Annotated in this window: 16 protein-coding genes; 12 read left to right on the top strand and 4 right to left on the bottom strand. The window is 55.6% G+C overall.

Annotation, left to right across the window (positions count from 1 at the left end; all coding sequences use genetic code 11):
• The first annotated feature begins 157 nt into the window (after positions 1 to 157).
• The 5 genes from GNG26_RS11160 to glgX all read left to right on the top strand — a co-directional run bounded on the left by GNG26_RS11160 (position 158) and on the right by glgX (position 9,805).
• Positions 158 to 1,390, top strand: coding sequence for a diguanylate phosphodiesterase (locus GNG26_RS11160; protein WP_156238715.1), 1,233 nt, complete (start codon positions 158 to 160; stop codon positions 1,388 to 1,390).
• A 198-nt stretch (positions 1,391 to 1,588) separates the two neighbouring features.
• Positions 1,589 to 3,139, top strand: coding sequence for a methyl-accepting chemotaxis protein (locus GNG26_RS11155; RefSeq protein ID WP_114387065.1), 1,551 nt, complete (start codon positions 1,589 to 1,591; stop codon positions 3,137 to 3,139).
• A 263-nt stretch (positions 3,140 to 3,402) separates the two neighbouring features.
• Positions 3,403 to 5,187, top strand: coding sequence for a malto-oligosyltrehalose trehalohydrolase (treZ, locus tag GNG26_RS11150; RefSeq protein ID WP_156238714.1), 1,785 nt, complete (start codon positions 3,403 to 3,405; stop codon positions 5,185 to 5,187).
• Positions 5,187 to 7,703: a malto-oligosyltrehalose synthase gene (gene treY / locus GNG26_RS11145; RefSeq protein ID WP_156238713.1), complete on the top strand. Its 2,517-nt coding sequence runs from the start codon at positions 5,187 to 5,189 to the stop codon at positions 7,701 to 7,703. Before treZ ends, treY begins: the two co-directional genes overlap by 1 nt.
• A gap of 26 nt (positions 7,704 to 7,729) precedes the next feature.
• On the top strand, positions 7,730 to 9,805 hold the full coding sequence (gene glgX / locus GNG26_RS11140; RefSeq protein ID WP_156238712.1) for a glycogen debranching protein GlgX: 2,076 nt from the start codon (positions 7,730 to 7,732) through the stop codon (positions 9,803 to 9,805).
• Here the strand turns inward: glgX and GNG26_RS11135 are convergent.
• Positions 9,802 to 10,086, bottom strand: a complete 285-nt coding sequence (locus GNG26_RS11135; protein ID WP_103179608.1) for a VF530 family DNA-binding protein — start codon at positions 10,084 to 10,086, stop codon at positions 9,802 to 9,804. The two genes, glgX and GNG26_RS11135, sit on opposite strands and share 4 nt — an antisense overlap.
• Before the next feature lie 268 nt (positions 10,087 to 10,354).
• On the opposite strand from GNG26_RS11135, the gene GNG26_RS11130 reads away from it, so the two are divergent.
• Complete coding sequence (locus tag GNG26_RS11130; RefSeq protein WP_156238711.1) at positions 10,355 to 10,765, top strand: ASCH domain-containing protein; 411 nt, start codon at positions 10,355 to 10,357, stop codon at positions 10,763 to 10,765.
• A 37-nt stretch (positions 10,766 to 10,802) separates the two neighbouring features.
• Here the strand turns inward: GNG26_RS11130 and GNG26_RS11125 are convergent, their stop codons facing one another.
• On the bottom strand, positions 10,803 to 12,140 hold the full coding sequence (locus GNG26_RS11125; protein ID WP_103824396.1) for a glycoside hydrolase family 10 protein: 1,338 nt from the start codon (positions 12,138 to 12,140) through the stop codon (positions 10,803 to 10,805).
• Positions 12,141 to 12,356: 216 nt separating this feature from the next.
• Here GNG26_RS11125 and GNG26_RS11120 point away from each other — a divergent pair, with 216 nt between their 5' ends.
• On the top strand, positions 12,357 to 15,665 hold the full coding sequence (locus GNG26_RS11120; protein WP_156238710.1) for a DEAD/DEAH box helicase: 3,309 nt from the start codon (positions 12,357 to 12,359) through the stop codon (positions 15,663 to 15,665).
• A gap of 55 nt (positions 15,666 to 15,720) precedes the next feature.
• On the opposite strand, the gene GNG26_RS11115 is transcribed toward GNG26_RS11120, so the two are convergent.
• On the bottom strand, positions 15,721 to 19,512 hold the full coding sequence (locus GNG26_RS11115) for an NAD(P)-binding protein (protein WP_156238709.1): 3,792 nt from the start codon (positions 19,510 to 19,512) through the stop codon (positions 15,721 to 15,723).
• A gap of 761 nt (positions 19,513 to 20,273) precedes the next feature.
• Between GNG26_RS11115 and GNG26_RS11110 the strand changes: the two genes are divergently transcribed.
• From GNG26_RS11110 to GNG26_RS11090, 5 genes are all read left to right on the top strand, one after another.
• Positions 20,274 to 20,525 carry a helix-turn-helix domain-containing protein gene (locus tag GNG26_RS11110; RefSeq protein WP_156238708.1) on the top strand — a complete coding sequence of 84 codons (252 nt, stop codon included), beginning with the start codon at positions 20,274 to 20,276 and terminating at the stop codon, positions 20,523 to 20,525.
• 92 nt (positions 20,526 to 20,617) lie between these two features.
• Positions 20,618 to 20,758 (top strand): type II toxin-antitoxin system HipA family toxin, encoded by a 141-nt coding sequence (locus GNG26_RS11105; RefSeq protein WP_147271012.1) that lies wholly within the window; start codon positions 20,618 to 20,620, stop codon positions 20,756 to 20,758.
• A gap of 105 nt (positions 20,759 to 20,863) precedes the next feature.
• On the top strand, positions 20,864 to 21,934 hold the full coding sequence (locus GNG26_RS11100) for a YncE family protein (RefSeq protein WP_156238707.1): 1,071 nt from the start codon (positions 20,864 to 20,866) through the stop codon (positions 21,932 to 21,934).
• Positions 21,935 to 21,944: 10 nt separating this feature from the next.
• Entirely contained in the window at positions 21,945 to 23,939 is a 1,995-nt protein-coding gene (locus GNG26_RS11095) for a TonB-dependent receptor domain-containing protein (protein ID WP_156238706.1), read from the top strand.
• 133 nt (positions 23,940 to 24,072) lie between these two features.
• Positions 24,073 to 25,254: a PLP-dependent aminotransferase family protein gene (locus GNG26_RS11090; protein WP_156238705.1), complete on the top strand. Its 1,182-nt coding sequence runs from the start codon at positions 24,073 to 24,075 to the stop codon at positions 25,252 to 25,254.
• A gap of 47 nt (positions 25,255 to 25,301) precedes the next feature.
• Here GNG26_RS11090 and GNG26_RS11085 read toward each other — a convergent pair whose 3' ends face one another.
• Positions 25,302 to 26,138 carry an alpha/beta fold hydrolase gene (locus GNG26_RS11085; protein ID WP_156238704.1) on the bottom strand — a complete coding sequence of 279 codons (837 nt, stop codon included), beginning with the start codon at positions 26,136 to 26,138 and terminating at the stop codon, positions 25,302 to 25,304.
• Between the last annotated feature and the right edge of the window lie 30 nt (positions 26,139 to 26,168).

The raw sequence follows: 26,168 nt of genomic DNA, 5'->3' as shown, positions 1-26,168 counted from the left end.
TTTCTGTCCTTTATGGCCTAAATAAACATTCACATTGATTATTTTTGAGTCGAATCGATCTTTTCTGGATATATCCTCGTAATACTATTAGTCCACGAATGTAATTTATGCTAAACAAGAGCTTAAAAGGCCTAACATTCGACCAGGAAGACTAGCTGTGCTGACGACTCTCATTTATAAAAGCCAGTTAAATCCATCCTGCCAATCATTATCTCTTATTTCACTTGTTGAGAAAGCCAGGCAGCGGAATTCCGCCCTGGACGTGACGGGCATTTTGTTGTTTAACGGCGCCGATTTCCTGCAGATCCTTGAAGGGCCAGAAGAGGTCCTTGAAAAACTGTTTTGTAAGATCCGCAGCGACAAGCGCCATCACAGCGTGGTGGAGCTGATGCGCGATTATGGACCGCGCAGGCGCTTCGAAAATGTGGGCATGCTGCTCTTCGACCTGCTGGTGGATAGCCAAAAATCGGTGCTCTCATCGGTGCTGCGCTACAGCAAGCTGGACTACTATCTGGCGGCGCAGGATCGGGTGTTTAAGTTTATTCAGTCGTTTATTACCCGGGAACAGCCCACCCGCGACGGAGCGGTTTTCCTGCCGGAAAGATGGAAACTGGCCCCGGAACACGCCCCGTTTGGGAAATGCATCAACGGGCCCATCGATAACCAGGTCTGCCAGTTTGCTCTGCAACCGATCATTGAACCCACCGAGGGGAAAATCTCTTCGCTGGAAGCGCTGATCCGCGGTAACGACGGGGGAAGCCCGGAACGCTTTTTTAGCGCCATTGATCAGGACAAAATGTACGAATTGGACCTGCAGACCAAGGCGTATGCCTTTGCGCTGGCGGAGAAAATTGGGATTGGCGATCATAAAATCGCCGTTAATCTGCTGCCGATGTCGCTGGTGAACGTCCCTGGCGCTGTCGATTTTCTGATGGATCAGATCCTCATCCACGGCCTGCAGCCAGAGCAGGTGGTCATTGAAGTTACCGAAAACGAAATGATCTCCGGATTTAACCAGTTTAACAGCGCCATTAAGCAGCTTCGGGCGGCAGGTATTGGCCTGGCGATCGATGATTTTGGCTCCGGGTATGCCGGGCTGTCGCTGTTAACCCGTTTCCAGCCGGATAAGCTCAAAATCGACCGTGAGATTGTCAGCGACATCCATTTGAGCGGCCCGAAGCAGGCCATTGTGAAGTCGATTATCAGCTGCTGTACCGACCTGGAAATTGCGCTGGTGGCCGAGGGCATCGAGAAGATCGAAGAGTGGTGCTGGCTGGAGTCGGCTGGCATTAAGCGTTTTCAGGGTTTTCTCTTCTCCCGGCCAAAATTAAACGGGGTAGGAGAGATCCACTGGCCGCAGTTTTCCAGCGCGCCTTTTCTGAGCGATTAAATATTCAGCAGTAAGGATTAAGTAAATAGTTGAATATTTACAATGCTTCACAGGTTAAATTATTAGCAGTTATTTTGTAATGCAGTGATTTTAATAAATTAAATTGTTTTTCGGCTTTTTTATTAATAAATAACTTTAACTCAATGTTAATTTTGCGCTGCCGATAATACCTCAGACCGTATTGTTTCTGAGGTATTTATGTCATTAAAAAAGTCGTCTCTTACCATCCTGCTTGCCCTGCTGTTTTTCTTTGTCGCCAGTGCCGCTACCAACGTCTGGCTGGCCATTAAAAGCAACAACTCCCTGGATAACGTGAATAAAGAGATTCAGGTGGTGTTATCCATTATCGATCCCATTAACCACAGCCGTACCCTGCGCGTGCGGGTTATGGAGTATATGAAACAGGTGGAAAGTGGCGACACCACCGGTCTCGATGAGAAGCTGGCCTCCGTTAAGCTGGCTCTGACCAAAGCCGATGGCGCCTTCGCCGCCTTTAATGACGCCCCCCGCCTGGCGGACGAAGCGCCGCTGGTGAAAAACTATAATGACGGCTGGCTGGCCTACCGCGATCGTGGCCTGGTGCCGCTGATTGAGGCGGCCTCTGCCCATGACAAGGCAAAGTTTGATGCGCTGATCCCGCAGATTTCTGGCCTCGACCGTCAGTACGAAATTGTTCTCGATGAGGTGCTGTCGGTGCACCAGAAATACGCGAAACAGTTAAATGACGATGCGCGGTCGCAGTTTTCCTCCGGCTTAACCATCATTATCGCTTTTGCCGCCCTGTTTGTGGTGGTCATTGTCGGGGTGAGCGTGCTGATGAAGCGGTTTGTCTTCGCGCCGATTCATCTCGCCCGTGAGCACTGCAGCCAGATCGCCGCCGGTAAACTAACGGAAGCGGTACCGCAGAAAACCGGATCGAACAATGAGATCGACCTGCTGATGGGCTCGATGGAGGAGATGCGTCTGGCCCTGCTGGATACCGTCTCTCAGGTACGTGCCGCCTGCCATACCGTTAACCACGCCTCGCAGGAGATTGCCTCCGGCAATATCGACCTGGCTTCCCGCACCGAGCAGCAGGCCGCAGCCCTGACGGAAACGGCTGCCAGCATGGAGCAACTGAGCGCGACGGTTGCCAATAATACCGAGAACGTCAACCAGGCAGGTAAGCTGGTGCAGGATGCGGTGAACAACGCCCGTACCGGGGAGGCCGTGACCCGCGAGGTGATCGACACCATGAACACCATCGCCGCCAACTCTCAGCGCATCGAAGATATCACCAGCGTCATTAACAGCATCGCTTTCCAGACCAATATTCTGGCGCTGAATGCCGCCGTTGAAGCGGCTCGCGCCGGGACGCAGGGGCGTGGATTTGCGGTGGTGGCGACTGAAGTGCGCACCCTGGCGCAGAAAAGCGCCGTGGCGGCGAAGGATATTGAGAACCTCATCGCCCAGTCGGTTTCCAGCGTAAAAAACGGTTCGCAGCTGGTGAATCGCTCGGGTGAAGTCATTCATGCCATCATCACCTCGGTGAACAAAGTCAACGCGCTGATGGAGCAGATTCAGGTGGCGTCCGAAGAGCAGAGCCGCGGCATTGGTCAGGTAGGACAGGCCGTGACCGAAATGGATGGCGTGACCCAGCAGAACGCCGCGCTGGTGCAGGAGTCTGCGGCGGCAGCGGCTTCGCTGGAAGAGCAAGCCAGACACCTCACCCAAAGTATTGCCAGCTTCCGCCTCCCGGAACCGGCATAAGGCAATGTCTGATTGCCCGGCAGCGCTGCGCTTGCCGGGCCTGCAGGTTTATCGTTCGTAGGCCGGGTAAGGCGCAGCCGCCGCCCGGCAATACCCTGACCACACTTCTTCCTGCCGCTTCGTCGTGACCCATCTCACATTAATTTCCTGGTCTATGCTTGATGTGCATGCGCGGCGGATTGCCGCCGCACTTTCTCTTTTTCCCTCTGCGTAACGATAAACGTTAAGCACCCTGAGGAACACGGGTCAAACGAGGTGGTGGAATGACAGCTAAATCTATTACGTATTGGGGTTGTGAACACATTGATGCTAACACGGTTCGCTTCCATCTATGGGCCAGCGGTCAGGAGCAGGTCTCCCTGCGCCTCAACGACGAAACGCTGGCGATGCACCCGACCGGTGACGGCGGATTCGAACTGACGGTTGACTACGTCAAACCCGGTTCACCCTACAGTTATATTCTGGCAGACGGCACTGCGGTGCCGGATCCCGCCTCCCGCGCCCAGCAAGGGGATGTAAACGGTCCTTCGCTGGTGTGCGATCCTGACAGCTATGTCTGGCGCAACACCGAATGGCAGGGCCGACGCTGGGAAGAGAGCGTGGTCTATGAGCTGCACATCGGTACCTTTACTCCGGAAGGCACCTTCCGCGCGGCAGCCGACAAGCTGCCATATCTGGCCTCGCTGGGCATCACGATGATTGAACTGATGCCCGTATCGCAGGCGGGAGGTAATCGCAACTGGGGCTATGACGGGGTGTTGCTCTATGCCCCGCACAGCGCCTACGGTACGCCGGATGAGCTGAAAGCCTTTGTGGATACCGCCCACGGCCTGGGGCTGTCGGTGGTGCTGGATATTGTGCTGAACCATTTTGGTCCGGAGGGGAACTACCTCCCACGCCTGTCGCCGGACTTTTTCCATCCGGAACGAATGACCCCCTGGGGAAATGGCATCGCCTACGATGTGGCCCCCGTACGTCAGTTTATGATCGGCGTGCCGCTGTACTGGCTGGAGGAGTTCCGCTTCGACGGATTGCGCTTCGACGCCATCGATCACATTGCAGATTCGTCTGAAAAACATATCCTGGTTGAAATTGCTGAACGTATCCGGGCGCAGATAACCGATCGCCCGATCCATCTCACCACTGAAGACAACCGCAACATTATCTCGTTGCATCCCTACGGTGAGGATGGCTCCCCGTCGCTTTATACCGCCGAATGGAATGACGATCTGCACAATGCCATTCACGTCCTGGCCAGCGGGGAGACCCACGCCTGGTACCGGGACTTTGCGCATCAGCCGGAAAAATGGGTCGCCCGGGCGCTGGCGGAAGGGTTTGCCTATCAGGGCGAAATCACTCCCCGGGACCGGGAGCCACGCGGGGTGAAAAGCATCGACCAGCCGCCGGTGGCGTTTGTCGACTTTATCCAGAATCACGACCAGGTGGGTAACCGGGCGCAGGGGGATCGTCTGCTCTCCCTTATCGGGGAGGATCGCACCCGGGTGCTGCTGGCCGCGCTGCTGCTGTCGCCGCATATCCCGCTCATGTTTATGGGCGAGGAGTTCGGTGAAACCCGGCCATTCCTCTTCTTTACCGATTTTCACGGTGACCTGGCGCGGGCGGTACGGGAAGGACGGGCGAAGGAGTTCGCCGACCATGCCAGCCATCAGGAGGAGGGCGTGCCCGATCCGAATGCGCTGGAGACCTTTACACGATCGAAACTCGACTGGGACAAAGTTAACCAGCCGGAGGGGGAAAGCTGGCTGAGCTTTACCCGCCACCTGTTGCAACTGCGTCAGCAGGTGATTGTGCCGCTGCTGGCAACCGCCCGCAAAGGTGGGGGCAAGGTGCTGGACATGGCACCCGGCTGCGTGGCAGTCACCTGGACGTTTCCACGGGGAACCCTGTCGCTGGCGTTTAACGTCGGCGGCCATACGGAGGCGTTGCCCGATCTGCCGGGTGAAACCCTCTTTGCCTGGCCTGAGATCCATACCGAATTACGGCCCGACACCCTTATTGTCCGCTTTGCCCCAGGAGAACCAACCTGATGATCCCCACAGCGACCTGGCGTATCCAGTTTCGTAATGGCATGACGTTTGATCGTGCCGCCAGTCTGGTGCCTTATTTGCAACAACTTGGCATCAGCCATCTGTATGCCTCGCCGATTTTTACCGCTGCCCGCGATTCGACCCACGGCTATGACGTGACCGACGCCAATGAGATCGACCCGGCCATTGGCGGTCGCGCCGGATTTGAACGGCTGGTCAGCGCCCTGAAGGCGGCTGGCCTGGGGCTGATCCTTGATATCGTCCCGAACCATATGTCCACCTCGCTTGAAAACGCCTGGTGGCGCGATGTGATTGAACACGGCGAGAAGAGCCGCTATGCCCGTCATTTTGATATCGACTGGTCCCGTCGCCTGACGCTGCCGTTTCTGGGCGATGACTTTGACGTGGTACTGGCGAACGGGGAGATCAGCATCCAGCGCGATCCCAACACCGGTAAACCGGCGCTGGCCGTTTATGACAACTTCTATCCGCTCACTCCGGAGAGCTGGATGGGACGCGAGGAAGAGGTTCTGAACCTGCGCGAGCCTGAGGCGATTGCACGCCTGCATGACCAGCAGCCGTGGCGACTTACCAGCTGGCGCGACGCCCCGCGGGATCTCTCCTGGCGGCGCTTCTTCGAGATCACCGGCCTGGTGGGGGTGCGCGTTGAAGACGACGCGGTCTTCGATGACAGCCATGCCCTGATCCTGGCCCTGGTGCGGTCGGGGGCGGTGGACGGGCTGCGCATCGATCATGTGGATGGTCTGGCCGACCCGCGCGCTTACCTGCAACGTCTGCGGCAGGAGGCGGGAGCCGATTGCTACATCACGGTAGAGAAGATCCTCAGTAAAGGGGAGAACCTCCCCACAGACTGGCCGATCTCCGGCACGACCGGGTATGAATTCATCGCCTCACTCTCGGAAGTGCTGGTGGATGACGACAAAATCGACAGCCTGCGTCAGGCCTACGACGCGGTGGTGGGTAGCCCGGTGGACATGAACGCTGAACTGCGTGCGGCGCGCCTGCTGATGGTGGATCGCAATTTTGCCGGGGAGTTTTCCACACTGCTGACGCTGGCCAAAAAACTGGCCCACGTGGAAGGCGTGGCGATTGATGAAGAGCTCCTGCGCCTGGCGCTGCGGGAGCTGCTGGTGGCCTTCCCGGTCTATCGCACCTATGGCACCGCGCAGGGGATGTCCGGCGCGGATATCCGGCTGCTACAAAACGTGCTGACCCACGTTAACGCCGACCCGGACGCGCTCACGCTGTTGACCCGTATCCTGACCGGCGAAGTCAGCGATGAGGCCCGCGATACCGCCAGCCAGTTCCGCACCCGTTTCCAGCAGCTGACCGGGCCGCTGATGGCGAAATCCGTAGAGGACACGCTGTTTTTCCGCCAGCACATGGATCTGGCGCTTAACGAAGTCGGGGCCGAACCGGTGCCGCGCGCCTTCTCGCTGACGCGTTTCCATACCGAAATGACGGCGCGACGTGAGCGCCAGCCGGATGCGCTCTCGGGCACTTCAACCCACGACACCAAGCGCGGGGAAGATGCCCGCGCCCGGCTCTACACTCTGACCGAAGCGCCGCAGGTATGGGCCGAGTGCGTGGCCCGCTGGCAGCAACTCAACCAGACCCATGTCCGTTTTCTGAACGATGGCACGGCGCCGCGCGCCGCTGACACCTGGATGTTATATCAGGCGCTGGCGGGGGTCTGGCCACCTGGACTCGATCCCCAGGATGCGGCGGGTCTGAACGCGCTGGAAGTGCGCTTCCTGGCCTTTGTGGAGAAAGCGCTGCGCGAGGCCAAGCTGCGTACCGACTGGGTAGACAGCAACGAAGCCTATGAGACGGTGGTGCTGGAGTATGCCCGCCATCTGCTCTCACCGGACAATCAGGATTTTCTGCGCGACTTCAGCACCTCGTTACGCCCGTTTATCCGCGCCGGGCTGGTAAACAGCCTGAGCCAGACGGTGATCAAACTGACCGCTCCGGGCGTACCGGATGTTTATCAGGGCAGCGAGGGGCTTAACTTTAGCCTCGTCGACCCCGATAACCGCCGCGAGCCGGATTTCGCGCAGCTCAGCCAGCAGCTCAACAGCGCCGATGTGCATACCGCCTCCCGTGAGGCGAGCTGGCTCGACGGTCAGCTTAAGGTGTATGTCACCAGCACGCTGCTGAATCTGCGCCAGCGTAAACCGGCGCTGTTCCGCTTGGGCAGCTATGTCGCGTTGCTGACCCGGGGGGAAAGGGCGGACAAAGCTATCGCCTTTGCCCGCGTGGATGACGACGACGTCTTGATCGTGGTGGCTCCACGTCTGGCGTTTGCCAGCGCCGCACAGACGTTTCCACTGACCGGCGCGGCACTGTGGGGCGATACGGAGGTTGTCTTGCCTGCTGAACTGGCCGGGCGTCGCTATCAGGACTGTTTCAGCGGTGAAATCGTTATACCGGGCGAAAGCCTGAAGTTACATGATGCACAGGATTGCTGGCGGGTGTTACTGGCCTGCGGCTAATAATGATGGTTCGAGGGAGAGATGTTATGGCAAATAATAAGATCTATCAGATTGAGGCGGGGCAGAGTTACCCGCTCGGCGCAAACTACGACGACAAAGGCGTCAATTTTGCGCTCTTTTCGGCCTGTGCCGAACGCGTTGAGCTATGTCTGTTTGATCCGACGGGCCAGCATGAAATTGCCCGTCTGGAGCTACCGGAATACACCCATGAAGTGTGGCACGGCTACGTTCCTGATCTGCAGCCGGGCGCGCTGTATGGCTATCGTGTGTATGGTCCTTACGATCCCGAAAACGGCCACCGCTTTAACCCGCATAAATTGCTGCTCGACCCCTATGCCCGGGCGTTAACCGGCGAGCTTAACTGGAACGCCGCCCATTTTGGCTATGAGCTGGGGCATGACGATCTCGATCTCAGCTTTGATACCCGGGACAGCGCGCCGTTTACCCCGAAATGCCGGGTTATCGACCCCCGGGTGTTCGACGCACAGGATCCGCATCGCCCGGCGGTGCCGTGGTCTGAAACTATTCTTTATGAAACCCACGTGAAGGGCTTTACCCAGCTTCACCCGGCCGTTCCGCCTGAGCTGCGCGGCACCTTTGAAGGGATGGGGCATAAAGCGATTGTGGATTACATCAAAAGCCTCGGCATCACCTCGGTGGAGCTCTTGCCGGTGCACGCCTTCCCGGACGATCAACATCTGCTGGACAGGGGGCTGAAAAACTTCTGGGGGTATAACACCCTGAACTTCTTCTCCCCGGCGTCGCGCTATTACGGTCCGAACGGCATCCAGGGATTCCGCGATATGGTGCGCGCCTTCCACGATGCGGGTCTCGAGGTGATCCTGGATGTGGTCTATAACCACACCGCCGAGGGCAACGAGCTGGGCCCAACGCTCTCTTTCAAGGGGATAGACAACTTTTCCTACTACCGGACCATCGCGGGTCAGCACCGTTACTATGTGAATGACACGGGTACTGGCAATACGGTGAATACCTCCCATCCCCGTGTGCTGCAGATGATCATGGACTCCCTGCGCTATTGGGCCGAATCGATGCATATCGACGGTTTCCGTTTTGACCTCGGTACCATTCTGGGTCGCGAGCCGGAAGGGTTCGACCAGCGCGGGGGCTTTTTCGATGCCATGATGCAGGATCCGCTGCTCTCCCGGCTGAAATTGATTGGTGAGCCGTGGGATATCGGCCCTGGCGGGTATCAGGTGGGGGGCTTCCCGCCAGGCTGGGGGGAGTGGAATGACAAATATCGCGATACCGTGCGCGAATACTGGCGCGGGGATAACGTCTCCTCGGACTTTGCCGCGCGTCTGCTCGGTTCCGGCGATCTCTACGACCAGCGCGGTCGCCGTCCGTGGGCGAGCATCAACTTTATCACTGCCCATGACGGTTTTACCCTGAACGACCTGGTCTCTTACAACGAGAAGCACAACGAGGCAAACGGCGAAGATAATAACGACGGCCACAATGATAACCGGTCATCGAATTATGGCGCCGAAGGGCCTACCGACGACGAGCAGATTAACGCCCTGCGCGAACAGCAGAAACGCAACTTCCTCACCACGCTGCTCTTTTCGCACGGCACGCCGATGCTGCTGGCGGGGGATGAGTTTGGCCGCAGCCAGATGGGGAACAACAACGGCTACTGTCAGGACAGCGAGATCAGCTGGGTGCACTGGGAAGATCTGCCGGAAAGCGCCGAGATGCTGCGTAATTTTACCCGGCATCTAATTGAGCTGCGTACCCGCCAGCCGCTGTTACGCCGCGAGAGCTGGCGTGATGGGATGGAGATCCTGTGGTACAACGCGGGTGGCGGCCTGCAACTGCCAGAGCACTGGGATGAAGGCACCACCCTTGGGCTCTATCTGACCCGGGCCGATTTAGAGGCAGAAAACGGGATTTGGCAGGAAGTGCTGCTGCTGATCAATCCTTACGAGGCTGCGGTACCGTTCCGTATTCCGGATTGCGGCGAGGGTGGTTGGGTGCTGGAGCTAAGTACGGTGCAGGATGACAACCTGGGCCAGGCTATCACCCCGGATACTGACTTCCCGCTGGCGGGCCGCAGTATCGTGCTGTTGCGTCGACCTTAACGGTTAGCCCGGGCTCTCTCCCAGGGGCTGGAGGTATCGTCGTCGGCTTTGGCCGGCGCGGTATCTTCCAGCGAATCCAGATAGAGGGCTTCGACTTCAGCGCGAGCCCAGGGCGTGCGGCGCAAAAATTTGAGGCTGGATTTGACGCTGGGGTCGCTGTTAAAGCAGTTGATTTTAATCAGCTTGCCCAGCTGCGCCCAGCCATAGCGCGCCACGAGGGCGTTAACCATCATCTCAAGGGTGACGCCGTGCAGCGGATCTCTGGAAGGGTGAGCGGTCATATGCATCCGGTTATTATTAAAGGTCTGAAAGCGGGGAAGGGTACAAGAAAAGCCGGAAACCAGCAACGTTACCCGTCGACATTACAGGCCGAATATTGCCTCAATCTCACTGGAATGTATGCCAGTAAAAACTGGAGCAATAATGATGCGGTCCCCCAAAATGTAAGGGGTTGATCGCAGGGCGCTAAATGGATAGCTTGCGTCGGCCAACGTGAAGGCAAGCGCAGCGCCCCCGGCATTATGTTCCTGTGCGATTAAGAGGATTTTTATGACTGCAGTTGATGAATTAAAGGTGAAGTATCCAGGTGCGACTGTCTGGCAGATGGGTGACAGTCCAGCACTGGCCAGCGAGCTTGCAGACTTGATCAGAAGGGGGATAAAAACAGCCACCTGTGGCTCCCTGGCCTCTTATCAGCAAGAAGGCGCGAGCTCCACCATTGGCGGTTACATCATCATCCTGGATGGGCAAGCGCGACCTGCCTGCGTTGTCAGGCTGGTTGCAGCGCGTCTGGTGCGTTTTTGTGATGTCAGCGCTGAGTTTGCCCGCAAAGAAGGCGAAGGCGATCTTAGCCTTGCGTACTGGCGCAAAGAACATCAGCGCTTCTTTACGCAGGAAGGCTCTTTTTCGGAGGATATGGAGCTTGTTGCAGAAGAGTTTGAGGTTGTTCGTCTAACGTGAAACCGCTACAACAGTAGCGGTCACGCGTCTATCCCCATTACGATCCCCAGCGCGTCCGCAAATACCGTACCGCATCCTGCGCCTGGGGCTGATTCAGATTGTCCTCGCGGAACAAAATCGTGCCGTCGATGTTCGGCTCAGATTCATTCAAATCGAGCTGTTTTTTCAGCTCTGGCACGCCGCCTTTCACCGTCCAGTCGGGCTCTTTGCTCGAGGGTTCGCCCACTTTATAGAGCGCCACGCCAATATAGAGGCGCGTATGGGTCGGTTTCACCACGTCGGCCCACCACTTAGCCAGCACGTCATAGCGTGCGGCATCCCGGGCGAAAGGCCAGTAGAGCTGGGGGGCGATGTAATCCAGCAGGCCCTGCTGCACCCAGCGGCGGGTATCGGCGAAGGACTCGTCGTAAGCCGCCGCACCCCGGGTGTCGGACCCGGCCGGATCGTGGGAGCGGTTACGCCATACCCCGGCGGGGCTGACGCCAAACTCCACGTTCGGGTTTAGCTGTTTAATGGTCCGCGACACCTGGGTTATCAGCTGCTGGGTGTTGTTGCGCCGCCAGTCGGCCTTTGAGTCAAAGCCCTGACCATACTGGCGATAGGTCTGGCTGTCGTTCAGCTTCGAGCCTGCGGACTCGGCATAGAAGTAGTCATCAAACTGCACGCCGTCGACCGGATAGCGCGACACCACTTCCGCCACGATGCTGGTGATCCAGTCCCGGACTTCCGGAATGCCGGGGTCGAGAACAAAGCGATCGCCTGCGGTGCGGATCCACTCCCGATGTAGGACATAGACGCTGGGCGGATTCAGCTTCAGGGTTCGGTTCAGCTCGGCGACCGTACCCGGGCGGATATTGGTCGAGACGCGGTAAGGGTTAAACCAGGCATGCACTTTCATCCCACGCTTGTGGGCTTCATCCAGCATAAACTGCAGCGGATCGTAACCGGGGTCTTCTCCTATATTGCCGGTCAGCATATCGGACCACGGCAATATTTTAGAGGGCCACAGAGCCGTGCCGTCCGGTTTCACCTGGAAAAAAACGGTGTTGATCCCGAGGCTTTTCAGGTTATCCAGCTTATCGGTCAGGGCCTTTTGCTGCATGGCGTTCCGCGCCGGTGCGCTGCGGCCATTCACTGACGCCTGGGGCGGCCAGTCGAGACGGGAGACGGTTGCCAGCCAGACGCCGCGCACCGGCTCGTGGCGCGCGCTTTTATCGGGCAGGGGCTGTTTCGCGACCGGCGGTAGCGGCGTTACCAGAGATTTGGGGGGAGTTGAGCTGCAACTGACCAGTATAAGCGCGGCGATGAGCGCGCCGGAGCGCTTAAGGTGAGTGGCAAGCTGAGAACGACGTGAACAGGCGATGATAAGCTCCAGTTATACGAATGTCGCCGGGTACGTTTATTGTCGTTCTATTCGGAGGGAAGTCAATGCTGTGACCCTGTTGTCTGTCCCCCTGGGTTTCAATTGTTCAGCGAAAAATGTGTTAGGGTTCAGTTGACTATGGCGTCCTTCTGTTGTCTGCAAGGTTGACCCATTTGTTACCAGGGGTATTATTTGTTCGTGTAAGTATTTTATTCTTGCTGCTTAGCAATGCGCCAAACAGCCGAACGATCACCTCCTACTCAGGTATTTCAACAGCAGATGCAGGCACAACACATTTTTCAGTTCTGGAAAGCGGTCGAGGCGCTTACGCCTCAGAAACTCGACAAAGATAACCCCGACGATCTGTTCCGGCCAGCCTATAAAGTTGCGCAAGGTGGCAATCTCCCCTGGCGCGATACCAGACACACCGATAAACCTCTTAAGGATGACAAAGTCTGGCTCTATACCGCGCAATGCGGTGTTTATGATGCCACGGCGCTTTCTCAGCAACTGGAAGAGAAGATTGGCGCGCATGATGATGTCGTTGAAGAGAGAGGACGAGTCAATAGTCGGCTTTTTGATATTAGCTTCAATGAGCAGGGCATACCGCTTTATCAGACATTTATGCTGTCGCTCTCCGCATGGTCTGCCGGTCAAATCCTGCACCATAAGGACGGCGTGGCGGCGCTTGAGAACAACGTTCCCGTAGATTTTTCCGACTTACCTCCGCCGGGTGACACTCTCCCTCTTGTTGACAGTGGGTTCGCCGGTTTCGATGCCTTAACCCTGCGTCTTATGCAATGGATAGCCGATGAAGCCGCGCTTTTAGAGGCTAACGGGAACAGCCCGGATATCGACTGGATCCAGAAGCTGGTGGCGCTGGTGGTTGATAAAACGCTTTTCCCGCACTCAACCTTAGAATCTGAGTTTGTCTGTCTTGTGAAATGTATCCAGGTTAAGGCACCGAAGCCCGCCGGGGAGCAGCCAACACCGGATAACAAAGATAAAGAAAAGAAGGTTGATCCCGTACAGGATGGTTTATTAAACAGTTTTTATATCAGCGAGCTGCGTAATCTTGGTCACGCCTGGCAGCAAAACGATGCAGGACCGGGATTCGTTGAGTATATGCGTGCTGTCTCTGAACCTGACAGAGCGCGTATCGACCTACGTTCACCCGAGGGTTTACGGCTCGCCTTTCAGCGATTGCTTCCCACGCAACCCCCTGCGGGCGCCTGGCCTTCGCCTTATCCTCTGGCATTCAGCCAACAGTTAGCGGTTAACGAGATCTGGCGTCGCCACGCCGATCAAGCCGGTATCTTGGCCGTGAATGGTCCTCCCGGGACGGGGAAAACGACCTTATTGCGGGATGTGGTTGCCGCGGTGGTGACGCAACGGGCCGGGAGTTTGATTCGCCATGAAGATGAGGTCTTCGCGGGCAAAAATATGCTCATTCTTGGGGACGACAGATACCCTTACTATCCTCTGCATCCTGCCATAAAGGGGTCTTCGATTGTCGTTGCCTCCGCAAATAACGGCGCGGTGGAAAATATCTCGCTTGAACTGCCCGGCGCAGACGCCGTGCCGGAAAGCGTGCATGGTGAAAGTGATTATTTTGCCGATCTGGTTTCAGAACTGATCGGTAAGCCGGGTTGGGGTTTGCTGGCGGCCAGACTGGGCAACAAAGGCAACAGGAACACTTTTATGAAGGTGTTCTGGTGGAGAAAACCGGAAGAGAATAACGATATGCCGTTATTGCCTCCGGACAGGTTCACGCCTCAGCGGGGGGAAGGGCTGGCTTACCATCTCAGACTGATAAAAGCCGGGAAAAGAAAACCGGCCATCTCCTGGGATAAGGCGAAATTGAATTTTAAACAGGCGCAGGAGCGGGAAGAGGCCATACGTCAGCAACTGATCGACTACGCAACGCTGGATAAGCAGATCGATGAGATTCATCAGCGCATTCTGGAAAAGCGCGACGCCCGGACGCTGACGGCAGACCAACTGACTCAGGCTCAGGAGACGCAGGCGAAGATCCAGGTTGAAAAAATCGAGCATCAGGCCCTTTACGCTGAATGGAGCGGGCAGCTTGAGGCCGCCGGCAAGCGCCTGGAACAGCATGGTTCCCATAAGCCCACCTTCCTGGACTGGATCTCCACATGGGGACGCGCCCATCGTGAGTGGCGGGAGCGTTATCATCGTTTAACCCAGGAGAGCGATCGTCTTCGCGCAAAGATGGGGATATACCAGACAGAACGGGATGCCCTCGAACGCAAAGAGAAGGAGGCAGAGAAGAGCGTTAGGGACCAGACGCGGCAGTTGCAGGAGATTGATCGTGCTCTGAGCGAGATGCACCTGGAGCTTATCTCAACGCAAGCGCGGTCAGAGCAGGCAAAATCGGCACTGGGTGATGTCTGGCCCGATCCCCATGCCAGCGATGAGGTGCGAGAGAAGTCCGCGCCCTGGGCGGACGACGCGTGGCAAAAAGCCAGACAGGCGCTGTTCCTGGCCGCCCTGGATGTTCACAGGGCCTTTATTGAGCATCATCCGGAGCCGTTCATCAGCAACATCAATCTGGTGAGCAACTGGCTACAAGGCAAGAATTTGTCAGAGGAGCAGGCTGAGCTGGCGCTTAATTCCCTGACGCTTGTCGTTCCCGTCATTTCAACGACCTTTGCTTCCGTCCCGCGCATGTTTAAACGGATCGGTAGGGAAGCGATTGGCTGGCTGCTTATTGATGAAGCGGGTCAGGCGTTACCCCAGCAGGCCGCAGGCGCCATCTGGCGTGCAGCCCGAACGGTTGTCGTAGGGGATCCAAAACAGCTGGAACCGGTTAGCGGGATCGCTAAAGTCGTGGAAGGGGCGCTGGCGCAGCATTATGGAATTTCAGCGTGCTGGTGGCCGGGAATGGTGTCGGCACAAATCCTGGCCGATCACACGATGGATCTGGGCACGCTTTTGCCTGACCCGGATAATGGGCAGGTCTGGGTTGGCTGTCCGCTTCGCGTTCATCGCCGCTGTGACGATCCGATGTTCACCGTCAGTAATGCGGTTGCTTATGACGGTCTCATGGTTCATGGGAAAAAGGCGGTATCCTTGCCCTTGCCGGAAAGTTGCTGGATTGATGTCGAAGGCAAGGCATGTGAAGGGAACTGGATTGCAGAGGAAGGTGAAGCGGTCAGAACGTTGTTATCGGGCCTGCGGGATAGTCATGGCGTAAAGCCAGACAATATTTTCCTGGTTTCACCGTTCAAAGATTGTGCGCAGAAGTTATCCCAACTGGCGTCTGAACTTGGGTTTGACACTCAAAAGACCGGCACAGTGCATACCACCCAGGGTAAAGAGGCCAGCATTGTGATATTTGTCCTTGGGGGAAATGTTCAGCGGCCCGGCGCCAAATCATGGGCTGCCAGCCGGCCTAATCTGCTTAATGTTGCAGTCAGCCGGGCGAAACAACGCTTGTACGTCATCGGTAATCGTGCGGAGTGGCAGAAACAGCGCTACTTCTCCACGCTGGCGAACGGTTTACCCGCTGAGTAAACGGAAAGAGGGCACATTTCGTGCCCTCTTATTACGTTTCGTGACACTGTCACCACTATGAAACAGAGTGGCGATACGCAGACTGGCGAACCTTCTCAACCGCCGCCTTTCCGGCGATAAACGCATGGTCCGAATTGTAGTATTCCCACTCACTGTAACGTCCGGCCAGCGTGATGCCGTGCAGCAACAGCCATTTTCTTATCATCTCAACGTTCTCTTTACGCTGCTGGTCATAGATGACATAGGCGTAAGGGATATCGATTTGATTGCTGGTGAGGATCTCATCGGTTTCCGAGATGATCCCAACCTCAATGCACTCCTGAATACATCTGTCGATCAGCGCCTGGCCGTCAGCGGGCAGCGGTTTGTCCGGGGAGTAGCTTATCTCACAGGTGAGGCCGCACGCACCCGGCGGACTGCAGAACGGGCTGGCGTTGCCCTGCACGAAAATACGGTGGAATACGGTTTTGCCAGCGTAGTAGATCCAGTGTTTATCCGTCAGGGTGTCGCGATTAACGCCCAGATTGACGCAGCGGACGGAGACATGGCGCAGGCCTTTTGCGGCTTTACGAATTTCTGGCGGTACTTCGTCACCCATCAGACGTATAAGCTCCGGCAGCACCAGCGTGCTGATCATCTGCTCATAGCGGTACTGTCTGCCGTCAGAGAGCACGACAATATGCTGATTGACGTAGATTTTGCTGACCTCGGCGCCGGTCTCAATGCGGCCCTTTATGTGCGGCACAAAGCCGGACATCAGTGCCTGAAAACCGCCTTTCAGGGGGTAGCCGAAACGCGCGTTGGGTCCCATAGGCTTCGCCGTTTCGCCCAGCGCGCCTTCGATGATCTGGTCCAGATCGGGCAAGGGGACGCGTCCGCCCAGCCATGAGGTCTCCATCTCTGAGAGTGGCACCGTCCATAATTTTTTATTGTAGGGAATGGCAAAATGACGGGCGATCCCTTTGCCCCAGGTTTCATAGATGAAGGCTTCAAAACTGCCTTCCGGCGGTACGTTCTGGCCTGTGCTGGTGTAGTCCGGCACCGCGCCATCGGCACAGCAGTCATGATGATGGCGGCGATGCGTCTCGGCACTATTACCACAGGTCGAGGCCATGCTTTTCACCTCTGACCCGGTACCGTAACGCGCCTCGATGGCACCCAGAATACACTCTTTGATCACCGGCGCCGGCAAGCCGTAAAGCGATCCCTGGAAGGGATAGCGGGTATAGACGCCGTCGGTATAGACCCAGGCCTCGCGGATCTGCCAGTGAATATTGTCACCCAGTAAGATGTTGTATAACGCCAGCACCTCTTCATCGGCGGAAAACATAATGTGTCCCGCATAATCGAAGGTAAATCCCTTGTCCTGAACCGAGCGGCACAAGCCTCCCACCGTCTCATTACGCTCCAGTAAGGTTGCCCCTTCGCCAAAGTGATAGGCCGCGCTCAGGCCGGTTGGCCCGGCACCCAGAATTAAGCATGGCTCTACTTCTGAACCCGTTCTGGCAGGGGGGATCAGGCGTAAAACTGCCTGAGGTGAAACATCCTCGCCTCCGGCATCCGTTGTCGCTGTCTCCTGAGCCTGATGACGAGAGAGCGCCTGCCCAATCAGCTCATGCATTTTTTGTACGGTTGTGTCCCAGGAGGTACTGGCGACGATGTTTTGCATGATCTGCCGTTGCGAGGCGCGCTCTTCCTCAGACAATGCCAGCGCCTCTTCGCAAGCGGCGACAAAGGCGGCATGATCCCGGGCGACCGCCACAATGTGGCCATAGGGTTTTTCAACATCAGCGATGGCGGTACTCACCACAGGAAGCTGCGCGGCCATGTACTCCAGCACTTTCGTCGGACTGATAAAGCGAGTGGATTCATTCAGCGCAAACGGCATCAGACAGACGTCCCACCCGGCAAGGAAATGGGGCAGGGCCTGATAAGGCTGCATGCCAGGGTAATGGATATTGCTTCGTTGCGGCAGGGTTGACGGGTCTATCTTCACGACCGGACCAACCATCACGATTTGCCACTCCGGATGCGCATCGGCAAGGGCGGCGATCAGCGACAAATCCATACGTTCATCAATTACGCCGTAATAGCCCAGGCGCGGATGCGGAATAGCGTCCTGCAGAGGATGGTGATTTGCCCGATCCAGCGCCTGTTCAAAATGCACCGCATCCACGCTACTGGCAAAGCAGTGAATGTTCGGGTGGCGTCCTTTTCTTGCCGCATACAGGCTTGGCCCGCCGGTAAAGACAATATCCGCCCGCGTCAGCAGGGCTGACTCTCGTTGCAATAGCTGGCGGGGCGCTTTTTCAAAGGCGGCCAGTTCATCCATGCAGTCATACACCACGACGGCGGGGGTGAAGACCTTCAGCAGAGGGAGGGCCATCGGCGTGTAGAACCAGACGACCGGGGTCTCATCCTCTTCGCGTATCTCTGCCAGCAGTGTTTCCAGCCAGGCGATCTGTCCATCATGGAAACCCGGCTCTGTTGACGGCGTCTGCGGTTGGATGACCGTGACATTCGGCGCGGGTTGGGAAATCTTCAGCTCAGGTTTTCCAACGGAATGCAGCGGCTCTTCGATAAAGACGATCTGGTAGTGCTGAGCAAGCCGTGTCATCAGATGTTGCGGGCGCTGAAAAACAAAATCCCAGCGCAGGTGACTAAAAACATAGATTTTTTTCATGCCTGATACCTCTGTGCTGGTGCAGGTAGTGACGCCAGTTAGTTGGTGAAAGTGTTCCAGCCGGGTCTGGACATGTTTAAGAGCCCGGGCGTAAACGGCATTCAGCTCTCGCTCTTTGTCGGGCCTCACATCCCATAAGCCAGAGTGATGCCAGTTTGCGTTATTCTCCCAGTCGGGGCGGTCGATAATCGGGTAAAGACAAATGCCTGCCAGCTCTACGCCTGCCAGCTGCGCCTGAGCCACCTCTGAGACGACATCATTAATCCAGGCGCCGCGCCCGCTACCCACATGGCTGGTTTCGGCAAGCAGAATAGGGCGGCGATAACGCTCCCAGGTCTCCTGCAACATGTCGTGCAATCGCCGTCGCCGACCATCACCCAGGTGCCACGGCAGGCGCTGGTTATTGCCCATCATCCACTGATTGTCGTGGTAGTAATTGGCGCCTATCAGATCCAGATAGCGCGGATGGCCACCCAGCTCAGGCTCATGCCTGCCCGTCAGCATGTCCCACGCCTGAAACTGCGCGGTACGAAACGCTTCGGTTTGCTCAATCTTTGCAGGGTCGTCATCTGGTGAAATCAGATGGATTAACGGGTCGCAATGTAAAATTCGCGCTCTCGGATCGGCCGCCAGGATGGCGTCGCAGGCGGCTATGGCGGCCCGAACGAGTTGTCGCTTGACCAGCTCGCTTTCGCCCATGCCTGGCGGGGAGGTGGGAAACAATCCTTCCGCAATGCCCCAGGCGGTGAATGAGATTTCGTTGATGGGAGAGTAGACCGGCGGCTCCTCATACCAGGGGCGCAAAAACGCGGCCAGCGAGCCACACAGATGAGCGAAGCGAGAGACAAATTCCGGTGAGAAAAAATCGAGATTAGCGGGAAAGCCGTAATGACAGATCGTCCAGCAAATCTGGATACCGTTCTCTTTTGCCGACATCATTTTTTTTGCGACGGTGGTAAAGTCGTAACTGCCTGATTTATCAACAAGAAGCCAGCCGACGCTCTCTCTTACCGTGTGCATGTTGAACGGCTTAAGCGCGCGGTAATCCTCGGCATACCGTACGTCATGCGCCGTTGCGTTATCCATTGAAAGGGGATGACCCGCCCGGGTGATAAAATCAGCGCCTTCGAATCCTGCCTGCCAGAATGACCTGAATATCGCCATATACATTGCTCCCTTATGGGCAGTTTTAAATATACACAGCCAGTATGTTTAAATTTATTGGCCTTTTTTAATTACCCATACCCATGGCGAAAAATACATCCGCGGAAAATTTCGAGTATTATTTTTCGTAAAACATTCAACCATAACCATCCTCTCCGAATAATTTTAAACCAGCAAAACAGGGCAACAGGAATACCCCGGAGTTCACCCGTTATATGTTGACGCCCTGGTCTTCAATGAGTAAAAATCACTGTCTTATTCATCAATGATAGCCTGACTTCCTGGCGCTACGCGGCGTTTTTCAGCATGTTCCGGCTTCGCCTGTTAAAAAGATGAATAAAATCATTGGTTGCTGGTGGGCCTTTTTTTATTGGATGCGTTTCGGTTAAACGATAATAATGCTTTACCGGGTCTTTAAATAGCCATTCCGCGTTTCGTTAGTTTGCTGGACTGTCGTCTTCATGAGGTCTGTCTTTTTCTGGCACTTTTGTCTTAGAGGCAATGGCCTATTAATGATTGATTCAGATATTTAATTCCGATGGCTTCTCGCTCTTGAGAATATAAAGCGTGGAGTATTAGTTTTCTCTCATACCAGGGTATTGTGAACACCTTTCAATAGTTACAACATACATTATAACTTCATAATTCAACATACCTAAACATCGTGCCCTGAACAGTCGCTTAACAGAAAAGTAGGGCCAGCTGCCTTGTTTTATCCCCTATAGGGGATTTTTCTAAAATATCCTCTATGAGGGGTAAGCATGAAAGTAACAACGGCAGGCGCACTGGCACAGGCAGTCAGAGATCAGCGTAAGGTCAATAAGTTAACGCAATCGGAGACCGCTGAACAGGTTGGCATTAAACAAACTACGGTATCGGATTTCGAGAACAAACCTGAATCCACAAAGCTGGAAACCCTGTTCAAAATTCTCGCGGCGCTGGATCTGGAACTCCATGTGGTGAAAAGAGGGTCGACGCTGCCCGATAACCCCAGCTGGAAAAAGGAGTGGTAAAAAGCGTAGATCCTGTTCTGGATGCTGGCCGCAATTGATGGTCACGGTAAGAATTTCAGTCTGTTTATCGAAGCGGACTCGCCCGGAGGCTGATGAAAGAGATGGCCGACCGCACGGATGAAGTAATCGCCACCGTCAGGGCGGAATTGCCGACGGATTTTCCAGAACAGATAAGCGGGGCGATTTTCCGCGGTCTGGCAAGCCAGGCGGCGAGAATAAGCCGCTTCGATTAAATCGGTACAAAAATTGGTAGGGTAGTAAACGCCATTTGCAATTGTTAATGATATTTATTTTCATTATCATTTTTCTTTACGTAAGCAACTGTAAAGAAAAATGACATGCATATTCCCTCTGCCCTAATACAGCAAACCCTGTGTGCCGTCGCCATTTCCCTGGCAATGCACTCTGGCGCTGCATTCGCTAAAACCTTTACCGAGAAAGATTTCGTCACCCAGTCACTTGGGCACGGCGTGTACGAGCTGGCTTACGATAAGGGCCAGCAGGCCCTTTATGCTGCGTCAGCACCTTCCTTTGATAAAGACAAAACGGACGGGCTGGTCTTTAAGCTGGCGGCGCAGACGCTGCAAATTGAAGCGAAGATCCCCACGGAACGTCGCACATTCGCCGTCGCGCTGGACGAAGAAAATCATCGCCTTTATCTGGGTAATTCGCTGGAAGGGTCGGTCACGCTGCTCGATACCCGTACTGATAAAACCATTAAAACCATTAAAACAATTCAGCTAAGCGACACGTCAGATCCAGAAAATCGCGTGCACGTGCGTGAAGTGGTGCTGGATAAGAAGCATCAGCGTCTTTATGTCTCGGGAATAGGGCGTAAGGATAAAGGATTACTCTGGGTTGTGGATACCGAGAAGCAGGCACTGGCCCAAACCCTTGAAAAACTTGAGCCGGTCGGGTTTGCAGTAGATGAAGCGGGCGACAAAGTGTATGTCGTGTCAGGTGTCGGGGAACTGATCGCGCTGGATGCTAAAACATCGAAGCTGCTCAGCCGCGTGAAGGTCGATCCTGCCGATCCGGAGCACTATTTCCTGAATATCGCGCTAAATAGTGCTAAAGGCGTGGGGTATATCGCCGACACCAACACCAAAGATGTGCTGGTTGTACAGTTGGACACCGGCAAACTGCTTCATCGTGTACCGACTCCTAATTCCGTTGGTGTGCTGTATAACCCGGCGCGTGAAGAGGTCTACGTCACCCATCGTAACGATCGCCAGATTAGCGTGATCGATGCAAACACTTATCACCTGAAACACACCATTAAAACCACGGCGATGCCAAACAGCCTGGTGCTGTCTGCCGATGCCAGCACGCTCTATGCCAGCGTCAAGCAGGATGAGAAAGCTCACAAAGCTGACTACGTGCTCAAGATTGATTTAACCCAGCTCTAAGGATCCTGTTGTGATAAAGCAGACACGCATGGCCGTGGCGGTTTCGCTCGCCCTGGCAAACCTTCCTGCGGCCGTTTTCGCCGCGGAATCCACCGCCGTTAACGAAGATGAGCTGGTCGTGACCGCGACCGGCTTCAGCCAGGAGCGTCGCGAGGCACCAGCAACCATCTCGGTGGTGAATGAAAAGGAGCTGAACACCCGCTCTAACCAGAACGTCACCGAAGCCCTGCGCGAGATGCCGGGTCTCCTGGTGGGTAACGGCCACGGCAGCCTGGCGACTGGCGATGTCCAGATGCGCGGGATGGACTCCACCTATACCTCCTACATGGTGAACGGCATTAAACAGGCCACCCGCGAATCCCGCCCGTACGGCCACCATATCGGTACCGAGGCCGCCTTTATGCCACCGCTGGCCGCCATCGAGCGCATCGAAGTGATCCGCGGGCCGATGTCATCCCTGTATGGCTCTGACGCCATCGGCGGCGTGGTCAACGTCATCACTAAAAAAGCGTACAACCTGGAGAAGTGGACAGGCGTTCTGGAGGATAACTACTTCCTGCAGGAGAAGAGCGAGTACGGCAACACCAACCAGACCAATGCCTTTGTGATGGGCCCGGTGATCCCCGGTAAACTGGGGGTAAGCGTGGCCGCGGATTATCTCGACCGTCGCGATGATGATAGCGTCAACGACGAGCGTTTTGTGAAGCATCAGTCCGGCAACCTGGACGCGACGATCGCCCTGTCGCCAACGGAGACCCAACTTTGGGATCTGAACGCTACGAAAGGGAATCAGGAGAAAACGCATAACGATAAACAGTGGTACTGGGGCTTCGACCGCGACGCGGCTTCGCTGTCGCAGCACGCCTGGTATGGCGACATACTGGAGGTGAAGAACTTCGTCAGCTACGAGAAAGCGAAAACCGAGTACCGCGTGCCGGGAATGGCATCACAGTTTATTACCCAGAAAAACTACGAGGCGAACAGCGCCAATACCTTTACCCTCGGCGACCACAAGCTGACGCTGGGCATCAACTTTACCCGCAATGAGCTGGACGATGAGTTCGGCATTAAAGATAAAGAGGCGCCGGGCGTAACGCCGGTGAGCGAAATATCGCGCAACGGCTGGGCGGTATTCGCCGAAGATGCATGGATGATCGTCCCGGATTTCACCTTAACGACCTCGGCGCGTCTGGATCACGACAGCTACTTTGGTTATCACGTCACGCCTAAGATCTACGGCAACTGGACCCTTGATGAAAACTGGGCGCTGAAGGGCGGTGTGTCGGCGGGCTATAAAAAACCGGATCTGCGCCAGAATAATGCCGGCTTTACCAGCGTGTATGGGGCTTATCCTAATTCGGAAATAGGCATCGGTAATGACGATCTCAAACCGGAGGAGAGCGTCAACACCGAGCTTGGCGTCTACTGGCAGCAGGATGCGCTGGCGCTGGACGCGACCGTCTTCTACACCAAATTCAAGGACAAAATCAGCGACCGGGTCATTTGTACCGCGTCGGCTTCGCAGCAGTGTACATATAATGGTTACGTAGCTGACTCTGTCTTCCAGTATTTCAACGTCAGCGATGCCGAAATCTACGGCGTGGAGCTGAACGGCGACTGGCAGGTCACCTCATCGTTGAGAGCCAATGCCAACTATACCTGGACTCACAGCGAACAACAGAGCGGCGAGTATAAAGGTTACGCCCTGAGTGACTTCCCGGAAAGCATGGCTAACGTCTCTCTGACATGGAATGCGCTAAACGACCTGGCGTTATGGAGCAAAGCGAGCTGGCGCAGCGCCTCACCGGACATCGGCAATTCCAGCGAAACAGAAGCCTACGCGCTGGTCGATTTAGGGGCGCGTTACCATCTGAACAAGAACGTTACACTCATGACCGGCATCTATAACCTGTTTGACGCAAACCCGATTTACCGCACCTCGTACAACCAGTCTTCGATGCTGGAAGGCCGCCGCTATAACTTCGGCGCCCGTATCGAGTTCTGAACCTTACTGCCGGAGCCGTCGTGCTCCGGCTTCTGCAATTGTTATTCCTCGTTTTTCTGCCGCAGAAAGTGATTATCAAAGCCGCCGACATGTGATACTTAGATTGGGAGACAACAAACCAGGATAACGAAAGATGTCGCAGAACAAAATTGCCCACAAAGTACAAAACCTCCAGTCATCGGCGATCAGAGAACTATTAAAACACAGCAAGATGGAAGGGGTGATTTCACTCGGTGGGGGCATACCCAACCCGGATCTTTTCGATCGTGAAGGGCTGGAAATGGCAATGGAAAAGGTGCTCTCCAGCACCTGGAAGGAGGCTTTTCAGTACGGTCTGAGCGAAGGTAGCCCGGAACTGCGCGGCGAAATCTGCCAGCTGTTGAGCGGCAGGGGGATCCGCTGCGGTATCGACGAGGTTGTCGTCACATCCGGCTCCCAGCAGTCACTGGATATTCTGGCTCGCGCGCTGATCAACCCTGGCGACATTGTTGTCGTTGAACGTCCAACCTATCTCGCGGCCCTGCAGGTTCTGCAGCTAGCCGAGGCTAACCTGATGTCGGTGGGTACCGACGGCGAAGGGATGATCGTTGATGAGCTCGAAGCGCTGGTTAAGACCACGCCGATCAAAGCGGTCTACATCGTACCGACGTTTGGCAACCCAGGCGGCGTAACGCTGACAGAGCAGCGCCGCAAGCAGTTGGTGGAATTAGCGCAGCGCTACGATTTTGTGATTATCGAAGACGATCCCTACGGCGAAATCAATTTTACCGACAACACCTTCACGCCATTAAAAGCCTGGGCGACAGAGATGGGGTGCAGCGATAACGTGATTTACACCTCGACCTTTTCAAAAATCCTCGCGCCGGGGGCAAGGGTAGGCTGGTTAGTGCTGCCGGACTGGGTGAAGCGTCAGGTGGTGATCCTCAAGCAAGCCACCGATTTACACACCAGCACATTGTCGCAGTCGCTCACTTATCACTATCTCACCACGGGGCGCCTGGCGGGACAAATCGCGCTGATCCGTGACGCCTATAAACACAAATGCGAGATCCTCTGCCAGGCGGTGGAGCGCGAACTGGGCGATCACCTGACGTTCCACAAACCCATGGGTGGCATGTTCCTGTGGGCGAAATTTAAATATGAGATGAACACTACCGAGTGGCTGAAAAAGACTCTCAACAACGGCGTGGTCTACGTACCAGGGGAGTTCTTCTACTGTAACGAGCCGGATCACAACACGCTGCGCATGTCCTACGTCAGCGTCACGGATGAAAACCTGAAAGAGGCGGTCGCACGGTTGAAAGCCTCCTTATAAAGGGCGCTGAAATAAAACGGGTGGCGAAGGCCACCCGAATCATTGACTTAGCTGCGGATGAAATCGAGTAAGTCTTTGTTGATCGTATCAGGGTGCGTCGTGTGCATCCCGTGAGGATAGCCCGGATAAACTTTCAGCGTGCTGTTGCTGATAAGTTCATCCTGAAGCAGGCTGGCATTCTTATAAGGCACCACCTGATCGTCATCACCCTGCAAAATAAGCACCGGCACGGTAATCGCTTTCAGATCGTCGGTCTGGTCCGTCTCGGAAAAGGCTTTAATGCCTTCATAGTGCGCTTTCGCGCTGCCAATCATCCCTTGCCGCCACCAGTTCTGAATAGTCCCCTGGGATATTTCAGCCCCCGCTCGGTTGAAGCCGTAGAAGGGGCCCGTCGCCACGTCGAGATAAAATTGCGCCCGGTTTGCGGCCAGCGCTTTACGGAATCCATCAAAAACCTCCAGAGGTGTGCCGCCTGGATTTTCCGGTGTTTTCACCATTAATGGCGGTACGGCGCTGATTAAAACCGCTTTCGCCACGCGACCCTGCGGTTGACCGTATTTCGCTACATAGCGTGCAACCTGTCCGCCGCCGGTGGAGTGACCAACATGGATAACGTTACGCAGATCCAGATGTTCCACAACGGCAGACACATCGGCGGCGTAATGATCCATATCGTGTCCATCGCTGACCTGACTTGAGCGGCCATGACCACGACGGTCAGAGGCAATAACGCGGAAACCTTCAGCTAAAAAGAACAACAGCTGGTTATCCCAGTCGTCAGCGCTTAATGGCCAGCCGTGGTGGAAGAAAATGGGCTGTGCATCTTTAGGACCCCAATCTTTATAGAAGATACTGACATCATCGTTGGTGGTAACAAATGACATGATAGACCTCTCGGGGAATAAAAGAACCTG

This window comes from Leclercia sp. J807 (assembly GCF_009734465.1).
GTDB lineage: Bacteria > Pseudomonadota > Gammaproteobacteria > Enterobacterales > Enterobacteriaceae > Enterobacter.
The sequence above is the reverse complement of the archived record's forward strand: the minus strand, read 5'-3'. Positions and strand labels throughout refer to the sequence as shown.

Excerpts from the sequence above, each read along its gene's own strand:
- GNG26_RS11155 (WP_114387065.1), top strand. The coding sequence starts at position 1,589 with ATGTCATTAAAAAAGTCGTCTCTTACCATCCTGCTTGCCCTGCTGTTT.
- treZ (WP_156238714.1), top strand. The coding sequence starts at position 3,403 with ATGACAGCTAAATCTATTACGTATTGGGGTTGTGAACACATTGATGCT.
- treY (WP_156238713.1), top strand. The coding sequence starts at position 5,187 with ATGATCCCCACAGCGACCTGGCGTATCCAGTTTCGTAATGGCATGACG.
- glgX (WP_156238712.1), top strand. The coding sequence starts at position 7,730 with ATGGCAAATAATAAGATCTATCAGATTGAGGCGGGGCAGAGTTACCCG.
- GNG26_RS11135 (WP_103179608.1), bottom strand. The coding sequence starts at position 10,086 with ATGACCGCTCACCCTTCCAGAGATCCGCTGCACGGCGTCACCCTTGAG.
- GNG26_RS11130 (WP_156238711.1), top strand. The coding sequence starts at position 10,355 with ATGACTGCAGTTGATGAATTAAAGGTGAAGTATCCAGGTGCGACTGTC.
- GNG26_RS11120 (WP_156238710.1), top strand. The coding sequence starts at position 12,357 with ATGCGCCAAACAGCCGAACGATCACCTCCTACTCAGGTATTTCAACAG.
- GNG26_RS11115 (WP_156238709.1), bottom strand. The coding sequence starts at position 19,512 with ATGGCGATATTCAGGTCATTCTGGCAGGCAGGATTCGAAGGCGCTGAT.
- GNG26_RS11110 (WP_156238708.1), top strand. The coding sequence starts at position 20,274 with ATGAAAGTAACAACGGCAGGCGCACTGGCACAGGCAGTCAGAGATCAG.
- GNG26_RS11105 (WP_147271012.1), top strand. The coding sequence starts at position 20,618 with ATGAAAGAGATGGCCGACCGCACGGATGAAGTAATCGCCACCGTCAGG.
- GNG26_RS11100 (WP_156238707.1), top strand. The coding sequence starts at position 20,864 with ATGCATATTCCCTCTGCCCTAATACAGCAAACCCTGTGTGCCGTCGCC.
- GNG26_RS11090 (WP_156238705.1), top strand. The coding sequence starts at position 24,073 with ATGTCGCAGAACAAAATTGCCCACAAAGTACAAAACCTCCAGTCATCG.
- GNG26_RS11085 (WP_156238704.1), bottom strand. The coding sequence starts at position 26,138 with ATGTCATTTGTTACCACCAACGATGATGTCAGTATCTTCTATAAAGAT.